The sequence below is a fragment of the Treponema vincentii genome (genome assembly GCF_010365865.1).
Classification (GTDB): Bacteria; Spirochaetota; Spirochaetia; order Treponematales; family Treponemataceae; genus Treponema.
This window is the reverse complement of record NZ_CP048020.1, coordinates 131,189-149,646: the sequence shown is the minus strand read 5'-3', so window position 1 is coordinate 149,646 and position 18,458 is coordinate 131,189. Positions and strand designations below refer to the sequence as shown.

Here is an 18,458-nt window from a genome sequence, read left to right as displayed (position 1 = left end):
GCTGATTAGAACCACGGACATCCTCGCCCAAAAATGGACATCCTTGCCCATTTTTGGGCTGCAAGTTTGCATTGCAAACTTGTTACTGTATGGAACCAGCGACATCCGTGTCGCTTCTGAGATACGTCGAGGATTTTCAGAAGCGGCACGGATGCCACTGATTTAAACAGAAGCGATGAAGGAGATGCCCGCCCTTAACCAGCGCTTTGACAAATAGCCTGTTGAACAGTGTACGTCCGTGTACACTGTTCAACGTCGAGATTTATGCATAGCCTAAATCTCGCTACTGCTTGGAACCACCGCCGTCCATGGCGGTTTTGTATAGCCAACGCTTTGACAAATAGGCGCGAGCATAAATTAACCGCAGGCCTGTTGAAAAGCGTACTTCCGTGTACGCTTTTCAACGACAAGTTTTTCTAGTGAAAAACTTGCTGCTGTTTAGAAACACCGCCAGCCGTGGCGGTACTGATACGTTGAGGATTTTCAGCAGCGGCAAGGATGCCACTGATTTAAACAGAAGCGATGAAGGAGATACCCCGGCCCTAACCAGCGCTTTGACAAATAGGTGGAGCAGATGCTAGGAGCGTACAAAAAACACCCGCAGTCGTACTTGTTGTACGTCGAGGAGTGTTTTTTGTTAAGCGACAACGCAGATGCCCGCCTATTTGTCAAAGTCTAAGGCTCCCGTATAAAGTTGATAATACATACCCTTTTTAGCAATAAGGCTTTCGTGTGTGCCACGTTCGATAATTTCGCCGTGATCCAAGACCATGATAACATCGGAGTTCATGATGGTGGAAAGGCGGTGGGCGATGACGAAAACGGTTCTGCCTTCCATCAGCCTATCCATACCTTTCTGAATAAGCGCTTCGGTTCTTGTGTCGATTGAAGAGGTTGCTTCATCCAATATCATAACGGGCGGGTCGGAGACTGCGGCGCGGGCGATGGATAAGAGCTGCCGCTGCCCTTGCGAAAGGGAGTTTTTGTTGCCTTCAATAACCGTGTCATATCCGTGGGGCAGCATCATAATAAAGTTGTGCGCATTGGCAAGTTTTGCCGCTGCGATACACTGTTCGTCGGTGGCATCCAAGTTACCGAAGCGAATGTTTTCCATAATAGTGCCGGTAAATAAATTCACCTCTTGCAATACGATACCGAGCGAACGCCGCAGGGCTTCTTTCTTAATGCGGGTAATCGGTATGCCGTCGTAGGTAATAGTCCCGCTGTTAATATCGTAGAAGCGGTTGATCAAATTGGTAATCGTTGTTTTACCCGCACCTGTCGCGCCGACAAATGCAACCTTTTGTCCGCGCTCCGCAAAAAGATTTATGTCCTTCAGCACGTTTTTCTCAAGGCTATAACCGAAATCGACATGTTCAAAAATCACCTTGCCGGTCAGTCGGGTTAAAGAAACCGTGCCGTCTTCACGTATTTCCTTCCACGCCCATACACCCGTGTGTTCCGCCGCTTCGGACAAGGTACCTGCTTCTTCCCGTGCGTTGACAAGCGTAACGGTACCGGCATCTTCCTCCGGCGCTTCGTCCATCAGCGCAAAAATCCGCGAGGCTCCTGCAACCGCATTGATCACCGAATTGAGCTGATTGGATAGCTGAGAAATGGGATTGGTAAAGCTCCGCGACAGCGTTAAAAATGAAGCGATGGTGCCGAGCGTTAGCGTGTTGATACCGGCGATAGTCGGATTGGGAATTTTTGCAATGGCAAACCACGCACCGACAAGCGCGACAATCACATACTGAAAATATCCCAGCGCATTCATAAAGGGCATGATGATATTTGCATACGCATTTGCTTTTGCGGCGCTTTCCTGCCATGCGGCGTTCTTTTCTTTAAACTCAGCTTTTACCGCTTCTTCCCGGCAGAACACTTTAATCACTTTCTGTCCGTTTATCATCTCTTCAACATAGCCGTTGAGCTGTCCGAGCGTGTCTTGCTGCCGGACAAAATAGAAGCCGCTCTTTTTTGCGACAAACTTAATCACTTTCAAAATAGAAAAGATGGAAGCGACAACGATGACCGTCAGGTACACACTCTGATACAGCATCGCACAGAACACGGCGATAATCGTACACACGGAAGAAACAAACTGCGGCATTGACTGTGTAATCATCTGCCGGAGTGTGTCGGTGTCGTTGGTGTAGCGACTCATAATATCACCGTGCGTGTGCGTGTCGAAATACCGGATCGGCAGGCGCTGCATCTTTGCGAACATCTCATCACGGATTCGCTTGAGTGTCCGCTGCGCCACATTGATCATCAAACGGCTGTAAATCCATGAACAGAGGACACCGGTGCCGTAAACCGCCGCCATCAAAAGCAGTACACGCGACAGTCCGGTAAACACCGGAGTGCTTTGTGCAAGCAGCGGCATAATATACTGATCAATCAATACCTGCAGGAAGAGAGAGGCGGCGGCGGTTGCGCCTGCGCTTAATAAAATACAGACCGTCACAACCGCAAGGATGCCCCTGTACTGTTTCTGATAGGAAAGAAGCCGTTTGACGGTCGGCATGGAAAGCTTCATTTCCGGTTTTGCGGTTGGGTTTGTTGCCGGTTTTGCACCGTGAGCAGGTTTCATATTAGACATCGGAACCTCCGATTCTCGTTGGAGCGATACCATCAGTTCCTTTTTGTTGGGTTTCAAAGACTTCTTTATAGATGGCGCTTGTATGCAGCAATTCATCATGCGTACCGACCGCAGTAATTGCCCCGTTGTCGAATACGAGAATTTTATCCGCATGTTGTACGGAAGAAATCCGCTGCGCAATAATGATCTTTGTTGTGTCGGGTAAGAAGTCTTTAAATGATTTTTGAATCAGCGCATCCGTTTTGGTGTCTACCGCACTGGTTGAATCATCCAGGATTAAAATTTTAGGTTTTTTGAGCAGCGCCCGCGCAATACAGAGCCGCTGTTTTTGTCCGCCGGAAACATTGGCGCCTCCCTGCTCGATACGGGAGTTATACCCATCCGGCATTGCTTCGACAAATTCGGCAGCGCAGGCGAGGCGGCACGCTTCCGCAATTTCCTCATCACTTGCGTGTTCATTCCCCCACTGCAAATTACTCTTTACCGTACCGGCGAACAACTCATTTTTCTGCAAGACCATTGCTACCGCATCCCGCAGCGTTTTTACATCGTAGTCTTTTACGTTCACACCGCCCACGCTCACCGAACCGGAGGTAACATCGTACAAGCGGGGAATGAGCTGTACAAAGGAGGTTTTGGAAGAACCCGTGCCGCCGATAATCCCCACCGTTTCTCCAGACCGGATAACAAGGTTCGCATTGTCGATTACTTTTTTATCGGCATCCGCAGTATACATAAAATCGGCATTGGTAAAGCATATCTCTCCGTTTTTTACCTCCATCACGGGATGCTTAGGATTGGTGATGTCCGGCTGCTCATTTAAAATTTCTGCAATGCGGTCTGCGGAAGAACGGGAAATGGTGATCATCACAAAAACCATCGAAAACATCATCAAGCTCATCATAATTTGAGCGGCATACGAAAACAGCGCCATCAGCGATCCGGTGGTGAGCCCCTGTGCAGCATTGTTTCCGCTCGCAACAATCTCCTTTGCACCGAACCACGAAATCAAAATCATACAGGTATAAATACACAGCTGCGCCATCGGCATCATCAGCGTAATGTACCGCTCCCCTTTTGAAAAGCCCTTGTAAATCGATTCGGAAATGTTTTCAAACTTGGTAATTTCGTACTGCTGCCGGTTAAAGGATTTTACCGCCCGGACACCGCGTATGTTTTCCTGCACCACATTGTTGAGCTTATCGTAGGTTTTAAAAACAGTTCTAAATATCGGATGCACCTTCCGGATAATAAGAAAGATACCGAGTCCCAGCAGCGGAATCATACCGAGAAATATGAGAGAAATGTTCGTACTGATTCTAAACGATGCAATCATCGCAAAGATCATCATTCCGGGTGCGCGCACAGCAAGTTTTACCAGCATCTGATAGGAGTTAAGCACGTTTGTTACATCGGTGGTAAGCCGCGTTATAATGGAAGACGGTGAAAATTTGTCGATGTTGGAAAAAGAAAAAGTCTGCACGTTGTCGTACATATCCTGCCGCAGATTTGCCGCAAAACCTGCTGACGCCTTTGCTGCGGTAACCGACGAAAACACCCCCGTCAGTAATTGAATAAGCGCAAAGACCAAAAGCGCCGCCCCGTACTTGAACACCGTTTGCATTGCACCAGCTTCAATTCCAAAATCAATGAGATACGCCATACAGGAAGGGATGATAATTTCAAACACCACCTCCGTAATTGTCAGCAGCACTGCGATAACAGATGTCCGTTTATATTCCCGCAGGCTTTTTGATAAAGTCTTCAGCATGATGACTTATCGTAGCACAGTCTAAAAAATTAGTACACATTTTAAGGGTTCTATGTATTTTTGCCTTTTTGTTCTACTATATCCATTTTATCCCGCACCGCCCGGATGCGATAACTAAATCGCTCAGCCATTCGGCACATTCCGGGGTAAGCAAACCGCGCGGCATGCGCCATGTCCAGTTTTTTCCAAGGGTAGAAGGTTCGTTCATGCGCGCTTCCGCTCCCAGCGCATACAGGTCTTGGAACGGAATAACGGCAAAAACCGCTACCGAGAAAAACGCTTGCTTAATCAGTTCGGCGCAGAGATCGTCTTTAAAAGCAGCGGCTTGCAAAGCCGTCCCATCATCTGCTGCAGGAGACGCCGCATCGGCTGTGCCGTGCCGTACTGCGGTATGCTCTGCCGGTTCGGACGTACTATTCCGTGCTTCAGTATGCTCCGCCGAAAACAGCTCGTCGAGCAATTCTACGGCAGGTCTTTCACCATAGAGGTAGAACAGCAGTACTTCAAAATCATCCCGCGAAAGCGTATCAAGCCATGCTCGCAATGTAGTGTTGTCATGAGTACCGGTGTACACGACAGCGTTTTGCGTATACCGGTGCGGTAAAAAGGCATCGGTAAAGCCAACTTCCCGTACCTCTGCGGCGCTAAAAGCAAACTGTAAGATTTTCATTCCCGGCAAATGGAAGTCGTCGCGGAGACGCTCCACCTGCGGGGGTAATAACCCCAAGGTCTTCGGCAATAATCGGCAAACCTTTGGCATATTCACTGTTCTTTTTGAGTAGGGCGCGCTGTACCGCTTCAAAAAAATGATGATCGGGGCCGGGCAGCCATTCGCCTTTTTTCCGCAGTCGGAGCGCCGAAGGGTACCGCCCAATACGCTTCAAAACCACGGAAGTGATCGATACGAATATAATCGACGAGTTCCAAACATGCGTCAATGCGGTCAATCCACCAGCGGTATTTATCGGCCTTCATCGCCTCCCAATTATAGAGCGGGTTTCCCCACAGCTGCCCCGTTGCGCTAAAATAGTCGGGCGGTACTCCGGCAACCGCTGTCGGTACGCCGTTTTCATCCAGCTGGAAAAGTTTTTGATTCGCCCATACGTCCGAAGAATCCGGTGCTACGAAAATCGGGATATCCCCGATAATCGAAATACCTTTTTCGTTTGCATAGTGCCGAAGCCGCGTCCACTGCTCAAAAAAGAAAAATTGAATGACCTTATATCGGTCAATCTCATGCCGATGTTCCTGCGCCCAACGTTTTAATGTCTCCATGTCGCGGCAGGCAAGGGCTTTCGGCCAATAGTTGTTCCACAGTTTTCCGGATACACCTTCTTGAACTGCCTGCGCATCGTATACTTCTTTAATCGACATGAAAAGCGCATAGTCATCAAGATGTTTATTCGCCTTTTGAAAACGCCGGAATGCGTCCTTCAATTCTGTGTCGGCGGTACTACCGTCTTTAATCCTGTTAAGAAATGCTGATGCGGCTTTTTTTAAGAGCGGTATTTTCCAATAGACTACCGAACCGAAGTCGATATTACCATCTGTAGAAAGGTACTCCGGCAGCTTGATATCATCGGCAGTCAAATATCCTTGCTCCGAAAGTGTTTCCAAGTCGATCAACAGCGGGTTCCCGGCAAAGCTCGAAAATGCCGCATAAGGAGAATCCCCGTAACCGGTCGGACTGAGCGGTAGTACCTGCCATAGTCGTATGTGCGCAGAGTGAAGCCAATCGATAAAGTTATAGGCGGTTTTGCCTAGTGTGCCAATCCCTTCATTACTCGGAAGGGAAGTCGGATGGAGCAGTATTCCTGCAGAACGGTTTAAAAGTTTTGAAAGCATAGTATCTCCTGTTGCTAGATTGCAGCTAAATAGAAGCACTTTTGATAACTCCATGTTTGAGGAATGTCGGAATATTCATTTTGAAAATTCGGACATTCAGCAATACTTTTTCCCGATTAATAACTCACATACAGCTTTTGTCTTTTCATCGGCATCTTGTTTGCTACCGCCAGCTTCAAGGCGTTTGATTTCGTTTAAAATGATTTGATGATTCTCCGGTGTAACTTTAAATTGTGAAGCAAACAAAATGCCAAGCAGTAGCATACAGACAGGCAACACGATAAACATCAATCTGATTTTATTGAGCGTTTCCTGTTTTTGCTGCGGCTTTTGCGCCTGACCAATACCCGAATACTTAAAATCGATCGCATCCAATAACACTTTCAAATCATATAAATCGGGTTTTGTATAAAAACCAATGGGAATTATTTTTTTATACATGGTACCTTCTTTCTCGTACGAAGACGCTACAAGAAATTTATTATCGACCTGTGCAAAGTCTGCAGTATGGAAAGACGGTAGGATAAAATCATCAAATATACTTGTCGGAATCTCTGTAAAAGAATCAGTGTTTTCAAAAAAAGAAATCACTTCAGTACTCGCGACGGCTTTGTGTTTCTTATAGATACTTTTTATTATGCCGTCCGTATCTTTGCCGGCGTACTTCAAATGCAAATTGCCATCTTCATATAGAGCATAATATTTTTCTATTTTCGAAAACGATGTCGCCGTACTTTTGCAAAGTGCTTCCGCTTCCGCAAATTGGCTCTGCGTCAAAATTGAAGGCACCGGATTTTTATATCCGATTTTGCTCAACCCGACACCGATTGTCGGCATGATAATCAAACCTAAAAACAGCTTCCGCGCAAGCGTCATCGCCGCTGAATATGTACCCGTACGCTGTTTACCGCTCATCACACGGTCTATATCGGAAATAAACGGCAACAGTTGATGAGGAATTAAATTATTCGCTGCTATGCCTATTCCCATCAGTACCATGTTCAATATTAGCCACACGCCGCTGGATGTGGGAGTATGAAGCCCCATCAATAAAATAGCGAGGATGAATACGGTAAGCGCTGTAATGTAAACAGGCTTATGCCCTTTCCGGTTGATAAAATAGCTATGCACCGGCAACATCACCATCATAGCAATTAAAAGACTCCCCTGGGCAATAACAAAAATATTTCCCTTATTTAAATAGTCGACAATATAAAAAAGTACAAATGACATAAAAATATCAAGCGCACCGAAAGAACACACGTACATCGCAATATGAATTCTACATGACCTATTTTGAAATAGCGATAAGAAATTTTTTATAAACGATTGAGTTGATTTTTCTGCGGATTCATTCTGAGGAAGTTCCCATGTTTCAAAATAAAGCGGTATCCATGGGAGTGCAAAAATGAGTGCAAATACGCATCCCATGATAAAATACCCCTGAGCACTTCCGTTAAAATGGTCAATAATAGGCTGCGCCAGCACCCCGACAAGCAACGTTGCAACAAACGAAAACATCAGTCGAGTGCTGTTCAGCTTATTCCGCTCAGAAAAATCTTTTGTTATTTCGGCGCTGAGCGCTGCATACGGAATATAAGACACGGTTGAAACCGTAAAAAAGATGATATAAGCAACGGTATAAAAGATAAACTTGCCTGTTTGCCCTTCAATGGTAATCGGAAACCAAATAAGGATAAATGATAAGGCTATGGGAAGAATAGAAACTAAAAACCATACGCGCCGTTTGCCAAACCTCGTCCGCGGGGTGTTATCGGAAATATACCCCATCATCGGGTCGGAAACCGCATCCCATACCTTACCGATTGCCGGAATTAAGCCAGCCAATGCGGGATGCACCCCGATGACGTTTACCAAATAATACATTGAAAATGTCGTAACAATAAAAAAACAACCGCCGCCATACAAATCCCCGCCGCCATAGGCAAGGTATGTACGCCATGTCATTTGTCTTTCTTTTATTTTCATGGTCTTATCATACAATAGACTCTCATATATTACAATCGACTTTTTTCTGCAAGGAGATGATTTATTATATCCGTTAAGGCAGACTGCAAAACAGTTTTCGGACAGTTTTCTTAGATTTAGATGCAATGTTTAAAATTAAGTCATTATTGCATAAGACTTAATTTTAAACTTGCGGGGATGCCTAAAAAAGCAGACAAGTTTCCAGACATCCCTATTTTCTTTAGAATACATCAAATCGAAGACCGACCGATATATGCGGACGAACACCCTTTATCTTGGATGATGATCCTTCGCTGACATCGGTCGGGATAAACCAAAGTTGCCCCCTCCGTATACACAGCGAAACTTCTAAAATATTTTATCTTTTTCTTTGGCAGCTTAACGCGAGGGAATTCTATCTGTGCAAGCATAGCTGCAAGGACTTGCGGTTTTCCCTTTTGGGTTTTTGTAAAGACCGAGAAATTTGCCCCTAAAGCACCGGTCATATATAACCACGACCAATCAGGCCCCGCGAAAGATTCAAAAGGTAGCTCGAATACATTTGCTAGGATCTTCATACTGACGACGTGTCCGCCATATCGCATGCTTTCACCCTTATAGAATAAATTCCATTGCGAGGGCAAAAACTGCCCATAATGAAGTTGTAATTTCACATTGCTTCCGAAGAAACTTAATCCAACTCCTGCATTCCACAACGTAGCACCCCAGAAACCAACATCAAAATGCAACCCTTGTATGACCTTGGGTATGCCGTAAAGGTATTTATCGCCCTTCCGTAAGGACAAAGCAACATTGGTAACGGAAACATCATCGGTTGCTAATCCTGCATACCTCAAAGATTGGTTATAGGTCCCGCCTTCATCCGGAGTAAGCAACGTAACAACAGGAGCAGTCTTATCAATACTTACCACCATACGACAAACAGCAGTTTCATTATTTGCCATCCGGGCACGCACGAGCAGGAAATGCTCACCTTCTGCCATATCTCCGGTTTCAAGCCGGTACCTCCAGTTAGCTTTTGAACCAAGAGAGATAAATGTTCTACCATTATTAAAGCTAAGCTCTACAGCAACTAATTTCTTTGCGGCAATTGCCTCGCGAATACCGACTGCCGTAGATTTATCTTTGAGCAATAGCTCCTCTTCCTCGGAAAGAGTGTATCCCGCCCTGCCTTTCAAATACGGCCGCTCGACGGCAAAATCACCCATCGCAAAATTATCAATCGTAATCCATGGACCTGTAGCCTTATAAACTATCGAATGTACGGCAGAAGTTTCCGGCTTGTTTTTCACAATTTCCGCTTTAACCGATACTTTATGTGGACCTTCAGTCATACCTTCAGGCGTTATTTTAAAATTGAAATAACCGGTCGGAGAAATAGTGGCTGTACCACGTTCCGCACCATCGATATATAAGGTCGCGGAATCAGGGAAAATCGTACTGGATATCTTTCCATATATATTAAACTCGCCTACCAATGTTTCTCCCATAAGTGGAGCAAGGAGCTCGATCTTTCCTTTATCATTACTACGATCAATGACAAAATTTCGGGCAATATTGGTGACATTTCCGGCCTCATCTGAACCGACAATTTCGAGGTTATAAGATCCTTCAGGAAGATCTGCAACATTGATAGTCTTGGAGACGATAAGTTTCGGCTCTAGCACCGTATTTGAAAACTTTGCCGGTACCGACTGACCTTGTAACCCTTTTATATGGACAGCAACTTCTTTTAAGGCGGTTTCGTCATATACCTGCCCTGAAATAAAAAGGTCATTACCGTATTTTCCACCGGGAATTGGATATTCAAACTTGAGAACCGGCGCTGTATTATCAATGTTTACCAAGGTAGAGGTTCGAGATTCTTCGCCGTACTGATCTATAGCTTTTATAAATACTACATGAGTCCCATCGGCAATCACAGCAGTATTAAAATCGTAGTGCCAGTTCTCACCACCTTCTGCTTTAGAATAGGTATTCCCGTTGTCAAGCGACACCTCAATTGACTTGATGCCGTTTTTATCGGCTGCAGTTCCTTTGATAGAAATAATATCTTTTACTATGGATGTACTTGCCGGCGCCTGAACCGCAACTGACGGAGGTGCAAGAGAAACCCGAACTTTCCGTTTAAACACATTGCTCTTAACGCCGTAAATATCTTCGGCATAAATCGAAATAGTGTGTTCATTATCCGTAAAATCGGTTAAAGCAAGCGGAACCGTAAAGGTATTCTTTACTTCAAGAGATTTGATTGCACCGTTGTCAATCTGATAAAAGACTTTCGAAACGCCGTCATCATCCTGTATAATACCGGAAAGGACAAAATCTTTTACGACAATAGCATCTTCTTCCGGTAAGTGTACTTCAATAACCGGCTTATCCGATTCAGTATCTATTTCAAAAGGATACTCGTTATATGTTGAGACATTCCCTGCCTTATCTGTAAATCGGAACATCATTCCCTTACCAATCGGTGCGGACGCCGTACCGATAATCTTGTGGGGAAGAGGGGAAATTTCTATCAGCTCCCATGGACGATTAGAACCTTCCGGTTTATATTCGACCTTTTCGAGCGCAGAATAGTTATCCGGTTTAAAAACCATCAAAATAGAGCCGTTAACTTTATCTCCTTCACGAGGGAGAATAAGTGACACCTGCGGCCCCTGTGAGTTTTTATAGAATGTCCGATACGCAGAGCTTTTCTGTCCAAGCACATCGACTGCATGTACACCCACGACAATAACCCCGTCAGGATAATTTCCCAAAGCGATTTTCTGAGAAAACTTAGCGGAAGAAAGCGGTTGAGCCTCGGAATCGCCGACCGTGTATGTTATTGACTGTAATGCAGAAATATCGGAAACTGTGCCGGCTAATTCCAGCGATTCTTTTATAAAGCGCGGTTCTTCGGTAAGCGCCAGCTTAATTACCGGAGCAGTTTTATCCATGAGGATATTAATACCTGAAGATGTGAAGGTACGGCCTTCCGTATCGGTAACAGTAATCCGTACATTTTTATACAAGCCTTCTTCAGTAATTGCGAGAGCAATGATGTGACCTGAAAACGATAGTTCGCAGGGTATTGTAGAACCAGCTAATTCGGCAGAAGCAATCTCCGCCCCTCCTGCAGGGCGATACACTGCTGTTAACGTATTGTTATCGGATAAAATAAAAGTTCCATCAGAAGATTTATTTCCTTCCGCCCATACAAAAGCTTCTCCTTCCGAAGTCGTCTGCGAATCTATTAAAATCGTTTGAGCAACCGCCCGACCATATATATCAGAAGCCTGTACCGCAACGGGCACCACCCTGCCGGTAAATGAAGCATCAATCGGAATCCGGATAAGCGTATTTGCAGCCCCTTTCCTTATGGAAACCGGAATTTCAGCATTATCTGCAACAGTATATGAAACTGAATCAAGTCCTGCCCCAGCGCTAACATTTATTGTAACAGGAGTGCGGCTGTCAGGTACTACCGACTGTACGACACCAGAGGTTCCCTCAAGTCCGATAACAGGCTTCGTACCTATTACCGAGAAAGATACCGTTTCGGTATTACCTCTTACACCTTGGGGGGTAACGGCATAAACCGAAATCGTATGCGCCCCTCCTGCAATATTGGTAACAGGAACACCAAACGCACCCATACTGACAGGCACAGTTATTTCTTCCTCCCGATCGAGCCTGTAGCGTATCTCAGAGACCCCTGAGGCACTTTCAATTGAACCGGCAAGATACACACTGTTACCGGTAACGGCATTAGCAGCAGGCTGCGCTATTGTAAGGCGTGGAATATCCACCGATTTATCGATCGTAATTGTCCGCATTACCTTCGTAATGTTGCCGGCTGCATCTTCGGCAGTAATTTCGACCGTCTCGGTTTTATTTGAAAAATTGCTCACATCGAATTCTTTAACCCAATAAGAATTTCCTTTAATCAGTTCAAAATCTCCTGCCTGATTTCCCATTCGCCACGATAAAGACTTGAGGTTTACCGAATCGCTTGCAAAGCCTGCTATTCCAAAAACACTGCTAACCCTTTCCGCGGGGGCAGGATAAAAGAAATCAACCACGGGGGGAGTATTATCAATAAAGAATAAAAACGTAGAAATACCCTCGGCCCCTAATTTATCCACAGCCTTAAACCAACATACGGTCGGCCCCTCTGGCATTTTACGTGTATCAAGGTCAAGCTTAAAGGAAGAAACGCCTGCTTTTTTATCATATTTAAGAGCAAGCGGTGTATAAGTATGCCCGGCGTCAAGCGAATAAAATAACTTGCTTACACCGTTTCCATCTCGCACAATTCCTTCTAACACCTTCTTGCCTGAAATCAAGGCGCCGTCATCCATACTTGTTACAAAGGTTTCGGGCGTATGCAAGTTCAAATTAAACTCAACCGAAACCCCATCACTCTTTAACCCGTTAATGTCGGTGCCCCATGCAGTAATACGGTGTACGCCTTCTTGCAAATCAGCTGTATTGAAAGTCTGCGTCCAAAACTGTTTGCCTTTTGCACGAACAGGTTCATTGCCATCCAACGCTACTTCAATATAATCAATACCATCATCATCAAAACAGGTACCGGAGGCACTAAAAGTTCCCGTAATATTCATATTCTTGACGGGGTTGGTAATAGACACAACAGGCTGATCGGAGCGGGGATCAATATATATATTAAAGGGACCGGCCTCTCCGATATTACCAGCCGAGTCTTCAGCCGTAACAAGTACATTATATTTACCCGGTTTTTTCTCAGTAAGATCAAAGGCTTCATCCCAGCTTTCAGGGTTATCTACAGTACGAGTTTCAACTTTACCACCCGCAGATAGAAATGAGACCAGAGAGAGAAATAGACAAACACAGAGCAGTAGCTTTTTCATAAAAGTTCCTTAAGATAAAACAAATAAGCTCTCGCTTAATACGGAAGCTTTCCCCGGAAACCTACAGAAAGTACCGGTAGGCTACAACTTTTATACTAATTTTGATTAAGGGCATTATTGCATAAACACCCTTTTATTGTATCGGCACAATACCCCAAAAACTTGAATATATCAAATCGGTTGAGGCATGAACATCAAACGGAGACAACTTTTTTTACATCGGGATAGGATTCTTTTAATTGAGCTTCGATGCCGGACTTTAACGTCATCAAAGCCATTGGGCAAGAACCGCAAGCCCCTTTCAATCGGACGGAAACGACACCATCATCAGACATTGAGACAAATTCCACATCGCCCCCATCAGCCTGCAAATGAGGACGAATACCGTCCAGAGCCTTTTGAATTTGATCGACTGTAACCATACTTCCTCCTTTTTTACGCACGCAGAATGCGCTTATCATTATAATTATAGCATATTATATAATAGAAATCTTTATAGAGTAAACATCTCTAAAACATCCGATTGTTAAAAGAGTCCTAATACGCTATAACCGTATCTAGCGGCAATAGTTACAGATTAAGCAGCTTTTATACTATAAGTGCGGTTAATAGTTAATATGAGAAGCAATCTATCGTAAAAGCTGCGCGGGCGAGCGTTAAGAAATAGCTACGGCAGCCATCATCCTTATCCTATAATCACAAGCGAGTTCACTTAGCAGCTCATCATGGGTGATAATGACAACGGTTTTCCCCGCCTGTGCAAGCGCATCAACCCACTGTGCCATACTCAAAAGACCTTCGCCGTCCATGCCGCTGGTCGGCTCATCGAACACAAAGAGCTGTGCTTCCGAGCAATACGCCGCGGCAATTACCACCCGCTGTTTTTCTCCGCCGGAGAGCGATGCAGGATGCCGGTTCCGTACCGCCTGCAAGCGGAATAGCTCAAGCGCTTCTTCTGCTCGGTTCTTTACGCTTTGAGACGGCTTTTGCCCCAATAGCAGCTCATTGATCACGCTGTCTGAGTACAGCTGATAATCGGCATCCTGCATCACAAAATAGCTCATACGCCGCCGCTGTGCACACGAAAGTTCTTGTCCGTGCAGGGTAATGTATCCGCTCTGCTGCCGCAGCAGTCCGCACAGTACCTTGCACAGGGTTGTTTTACCGGCACCGTTTTTTCCGGTCAGTGCAGTAACGCTGCCCTGTGGAAAAACAAGGCTGATATTCCGTATACCGCATTCCCTTTCCTTACTGCTGCCTTTTTCGCTGCTATCTTCCGCATATCGGACATTTCGGTATAAATACGTTACATCCGACACACATAAAGCAGTTTGCGATGTATCCGGCTCTATTTTTGCCGCTTCCGGTAATTTTACAACCGGATCCGGTGTTGACGTTTCTACTGCTGCTCTTTTCGGTGTTTCGTTTAGTGCGGCGCTTTCAGGTTGTCCTATCACTTCCGTTGTATGAATGTTATTTGTTCGCAAAGATAAGTTCGCCATACCGGGATACCGGAAGCCGAACTGCCGTAACTCACCTTCCTGCAGACGGCAAAACTCATCTGCTGTCCACCGGTGTGCAGCCCTGCCGTTTTCGATATGCAAAAATGAATCTGCAATTCCTAAAAATGTGTGCAGCCGGTGCTCACTGATGATAATCGTCGTTCCCCGCTTTTTAATCTCCGCCAAAAGACCGGTAAGAATTTCGATACCATCCGCATCCAAATTGGAAACAGGTTCGTCTAAGATCAAGATTTGAGGCGATAAAATAAGCGCTGCAGCAATCGCTACCCGTTGTTTTTGCCCTGCTGACAGTGTATCAACGGTTCGGCATAACAGCGGCTCTATGTTAAGAAGTGCAGCCGCTTCTCGTACCTTTTCTTTCACGTACATCGGCTCCAGTCCGATATTCTCTGCGGAAAACGCAATTTCATCCTGCACACTGTTCATAAAAAATTGACTGCGCGGGTCTTGAAACACAACCCCGAATGTTTGCACTCGCTGCTCAGGCGGCATAGACGCCGGTTCTCTCCCGGCAACCAGCACCGAACCATGCAGCGTTCCCTCGTAAAATGCCGGAGCTAAACCGTTGATCAGCCTCAACACGGTACTTTTTCCCGCCCCTGATCTTCCGCACAAAACAACGCATTCCCCGTCCCGTATATCGAAGGACATGCCCTCAATGCAAGCATCCTGCCGATTCCCTGCCGCAAGCTCCGCTTCCCCATAACAAAACGATACATCACAAAACGTAATCATAGACATAGCAACCGTATTTCACACAATGGCAATGAGAACCATTGCGGTACCGTATAGTCCAACCGTAAGGTAGTCGTAGACAGACAGCGGAATGGCATACATGCTGCTTCGTTTTTGGGGAGCATCCAAGCCGCGCAGCTCAGCCGCTGCTCCCAATTCCGCCGACAGCTTTAAACAGCGAACGGTAAACGGTACAAAAAAACTTTCATACACAATAACCGGATGACGGACATAATCATGCCAATGAGGAAACAATCCCCGTGCCTTAATCCCCTCCCGAATCGCCGCCATCTCTTTCCGCAGTACCGGAAAAAAGCGCATCATCATGCAGAGCATAATCGTCACGGACTTAGGAATATGCAGGCTTTGCCAGCTTGCCATCAGCCTACTCGGATTGCTTTTTACAATGGCGGCAGCAAACATCACGAGCGGAATTGAGCGGGCAAAGGTGTGAAGAATCACGTAGAGCAGCGCTGTATGCGGCGCACAGATCCGGGCAAGTACTTGGAGAATAGTATAGAACAAGCACAAACGCCACGCAGTCCGTACTTCTTTTACCTGCAGCAGATAACAGCCTGCCAGCAGGCACAGGCAATGCATTTGTCCGATCCGCTCGTAGAAAAACCAAACGGCCGTGGCACACAGCACAATAGCAAGGTGTGTTCGAGGGTCGAGATTCCGCACTGACTTTACGCTAACTTTGCTTTTTGAATATGTTTTTTGGAAAACAGCATACCGACCCAAAATCCTACAGCCGCAAGTGCCGCTGAAATCAACCCGATAAGCAGCATCATATCGAGCGAACCGTAAAAGCGAATCAATACTTGCTTGCCTTCTTCGGTATATGAATCACCTAAGCTCTTTAAGTACCAGTCCTTAAAAAAGAATAGCGGAATTGCACTACCCCATGCGTACAGCGTCCAATATACCACATAGCCGATACCGTTCCGCACCGGATTTTTGTAGGTATTATTGCCCAGCATCAAAAGCTCGCAGATGAGCCCTACTACAAGCATCACTGCAGAAAACCATGCCGAACCGAACGCAGCCATCATCAATCCGCAAAAAATTGCCGTTACAAGGAATGTTCCGTGTTTTGCTGTTTTGTTTGACATAACAATGTAGAGCGGTGCGCAGAAAAAAGCCATCACGCCGACGTAAAAAAGGTAATCGAGCGCAGGCGTTGCCGCTATTGTCATAACCATCTTAACGATAACCATAATCACCAGCATCGCAATATTAAAAATCGAAAGCGTGATAATATCCTTTAACCGCAACCGTGCCGAACCGTCTGTTTTTACTTCCATATTAGTTCCTCCTCTTGAGTTAGCACCTGCTAACTCAAGAGAATACTATAGCGGCAATGAACAGCTGTTTTCCACTCCATTCAGCCAAAACCTATCCGAAAAGCCGTGAAAATTGGCCAGGGTAAACGCATCAGGCTGTTTTTTTAATATCCCCGCAGAAAAATTGAGACTATTCGACCAGAGTTGAACCTCTTCGCGGTTCAAATGGTCTCACTGTCTCAATTTTTCCGCGATTTTTATCTATTCTGCCTGATGCGTTTACCCCTTTGATGGAAAAATGTGCGAAATTTTATGCAAAATTTCGCACAGAAGAGAGGCTTGAAGATAAACCTTCCGTTAGCCTTTTGAAATAGATGGTACAGATGTTAGGAGCGCACAAAAAACACACGCAGGCACGACAAAGAATGAACATCCGTGTACATTCATAACCGCCATGGATGGCGGTAGTTCCAGACAGAGGCGTTAGGGATTGCAGCGATAGCCTTTTTGCTGCCGAAAGCAGTCAAATGCAGTTTTCGACGTGAGGAGAAACACTGCTGAAATGATACAAACGCAGCAAAAAGCTATAAGCGTAAAGCCCGACGGGAACCGGAACGCCCAAAATAATTACCATTACAAAGTATCAATTATAAATTATCCTGCCGGTATTCCCGCGGAGAATATCCGAATGTATTCTTAAAAGCGGAAGAAAACTTATTCGGGTTTTCGTATCCAATTAGGGAGGCAATTTCCGTAATCGATTTTTCCGTAGTGTGTAATAACTGCGCCGCCTTTTGCATTTTGTATTCTTTTTGGAAAGCATAAATCGGTTTTCCGTATACCGCCTTAAAACAGTCTTTCATTACCGTTAAACCGATGCCGTATTTTTGCGACAAATCTTTTAACCGCGGATTTTCGCTCCAGTGTTCCGTAATATCAGCTTTAATCGCTTTTATCTTTTTTATATATACTCCTGAAAAACAGGTGTGTGCCGCAGACTGCTTTTGCGGTTTATAGTGCTGCAATAAAAACAACAGCTCTAAAACTTTCAGCCGCAGGTAGCCGTTTGTTGTATCAGAGGGAAAGCGGCACTCTTGAGATGCTTCATATAATTCATTGAATATACGGAGCAGCATTGGCGGTGTTTTAATAACCGCGCATTTATTGTCGGGACAATAGTTTTGCAGTAGTGCCACTAGGTCAATGGATATGCCTTCGATAGTATTCTGAAAAACCGTGCCTGTCTTTTTGACATCGATAATGATTGTACAGCCGGTGTAATATCCTAACGGGAAATAAGGCTTTTCCGTTTGAGCTTCCAAAACACCGATGGCAAAATCACCTTCCCCGATATATGTAAAGTAACCGCTTTTATATTCGCATTCAAACCTGCCTGATTTGCAATAGGCTATTTCCAGAATATTCGACACCGGCTCTTTTCGGTAATCACATGAGGTCGCTTCAAAAGTTGTAAGTGCATAATCGATCCCCGGGAATAAATGAAAGGTTTTCATACGCCCGTTCGGTGTATCGCAGGCAATAGCGTATTCCGTTACCGAGTTGGTATTAGATACAATAGCGGCGCGTGTCCCGTGCCATTCGTTTGCGTGTACACAAGAGTTCATATTAGGCCTTCAATTTTTTTAAGAGTATATACAATCTCTATATATGTCAATAAAAAATGAATTTAAAAAACTTTACTCTTGCAATCAAAAACCGTTTCCTGTATAATTTATAATCTTGCTTATAGGCAGTTTACGAAAATTGATATTTTTTAACTGCCGGTTTTTTGACGTAGAAATCTATAGAAATGAGGTAGAAGAA

At 45.2% G+C, this 18,458-nt stretch carries 9 protein-coding genes and 1 pseudogene; all 10 read right to left on the bottom strand.

The features are described 5' to 3' along the window. Nucleotides 1-661: 661 nt before the first annotated feature. Nucleotides 662-2,605, bottom strand: coding sequence for an ABC transporter ATP-binding protein (locus tag GWP43_RS00630; protein ID WP_162662018.1), 1,944 nt, complete (start codon nt 2,603-2,605; stop codon nt 662-664). Beyond that, entirely contained in the window at nt 2,598-4,376 is a 1,779-nt protein-coding gene (locus GWP43_RS00625) for an ABC transporter ATP-binding protein (protein WP_162662017.1), read from the bottom strand. The genes GWP43_RS00630 and GWP43_RS00625 overlap by 8 nt, the downstream gene beginning before the upstream one ends. Before the next feature lie 76 nt (nt 4,377-4,452). Then, nucleotides 4,453-6,221: pseudogene (malQ, locus tag GWP43_RS00620) on the bottom strand (4-alpha-glucanotransferase). Nucleotides 6,222-6,317: 96 nt separating this feature from the next. Next, nucleotides 6,318-8,189, bottom strand: a complete 1,872-nt coding sequence (locus GWP43_RS00615; protein WP_162662016.1) for an MFS transporter — start codon at nt 8,187-8,189, stop codon at nt 6,318-6,320. Between the two features lie 251 nt (nt 8,190-8,440). Beyond that, a complete protein-coding gene (locus GWP43_RS00610; RefSeq protein WP_230977819.1) occupies nt 8,441-13,090 on the bottom strand; it encodes an Ig-like domain-containing protein in 4,650 nt (1,549 codons plus the stop codon). A gap of 194 nt (nt 13,091-13,284) precedes the next feature. Continuing rightward, entirely contained in the window at nt 13,285-13,512 is a 228-nt protein-coding gene (locus GWP43_RS00605; protein ID WP_162662015.1) for a NifU family protein, read from the bottom strand. Between the two features lie 234 nt (nt 13,513-13,746). Continuing rightward, the gene (locus tag GWP43_RS00600) at nt 13,747-15,354 is read right to left on the bottom strand and encodes an ABC transporter ATP-binding protein (protein ID WP_230977805.1); all 1,608 of its coding nucleotides are present in this window, start codon (nt 15,352-15,354) and stop codon (nt 13,747-13,749) included. A gap of 12 nt (nt 15,355-15,366) precedes the next feature. Next, complete coding sequence (locus tag GWP43_RS00595; RefSeq protein ID WP_162662014.1) at nt 15,367-16,032, bottom strand: energy-coupling factor transporter transmembrane component T family protein; 666 nt, start codon at nt 16,030-16,032, stop codon at nt 15,367-15,369. Nucleotides 16,033-16,037: 5 nt separating this feature from the next. Then, a complete protein-coding gene (locus GWP43_RS00590) occupies nt 16,038-16,655 on the bottom strand; it encodes an MptD family putative ECF transporter S component (protein WP_162662013.1) in 618 nt (205 codons plus the stop codon). Nucleotides 16,656-17,281: 626 nt separating this feature from the next. Next, a complete protein-coding gene (locus GWP43_RS00585) occupies nt 17,282-18,259 on the bottom strand; it encodes a helix-turn-helix domain-containing protein (RefSeq protein ID WP_162662012.1) in 978 nt (325 codons plus the stop codon). Nucleotides 18,260-18,458 lie beyond the last annotated feature (199 nt).

Coding starts and splice junctions, on each gene's coding strand:
- GWP43_RS00630 (WP_162662018.1), bottom strand. CDS start 2,605: ATGTCTAATATGAAACCTGCTCACGGTGCAAAACCGGCAACAAACCCA.
- GWP43_RS00625 (WP_162662017.1), bottom strand. CDS start 4,376: ATGCTGAAGACTTTATCAAAAAGCCTGCGGGAATATAAACGGACATCT.
- GWP43_RS00615 (WP_162662016.1), bottom strand. CDS start 8,189: ATGACATGGCGTACATACCTTGCCTATGGCGGCGGGGATTTGTATGGC.
- GWP43_RS00610 (WP_230977819.1), bottom strand. CDS start 13,090: ATGAAAAAGCTACTGCTCTGTGTTTGTCTATTTCTCTCTCTGGTCTCA.
- GWP43_RS00605 (WP_162662015.1), bottom strand. CDS start 13,512: ATGGTTACAGTCGATCAAATTCAAAAGGCTCTGGACGGTATTCGTCCT.
- GWP43_RS00600 (WP_230977805.1), bottom strand. CDS start 15,354: ATGTCTATGATTACGTTTTGTGATGTATCGTTTTGTTATGGGGAAGCG.
- GWP43_RS00590 (WP_162662013.1), bottom strand. CDS start 16,655: ATGGAAGTAAAAACAGACGGTTCGGCACGGTTGCGGTTAAAGGATATT.
- GWP43_RS00585 (WP_162662012.1), bottom strand. CDS start 18,259: ATGAACTCTTGTGTACACGCAAACGAATGGCACGGGACACGCGCCGCT.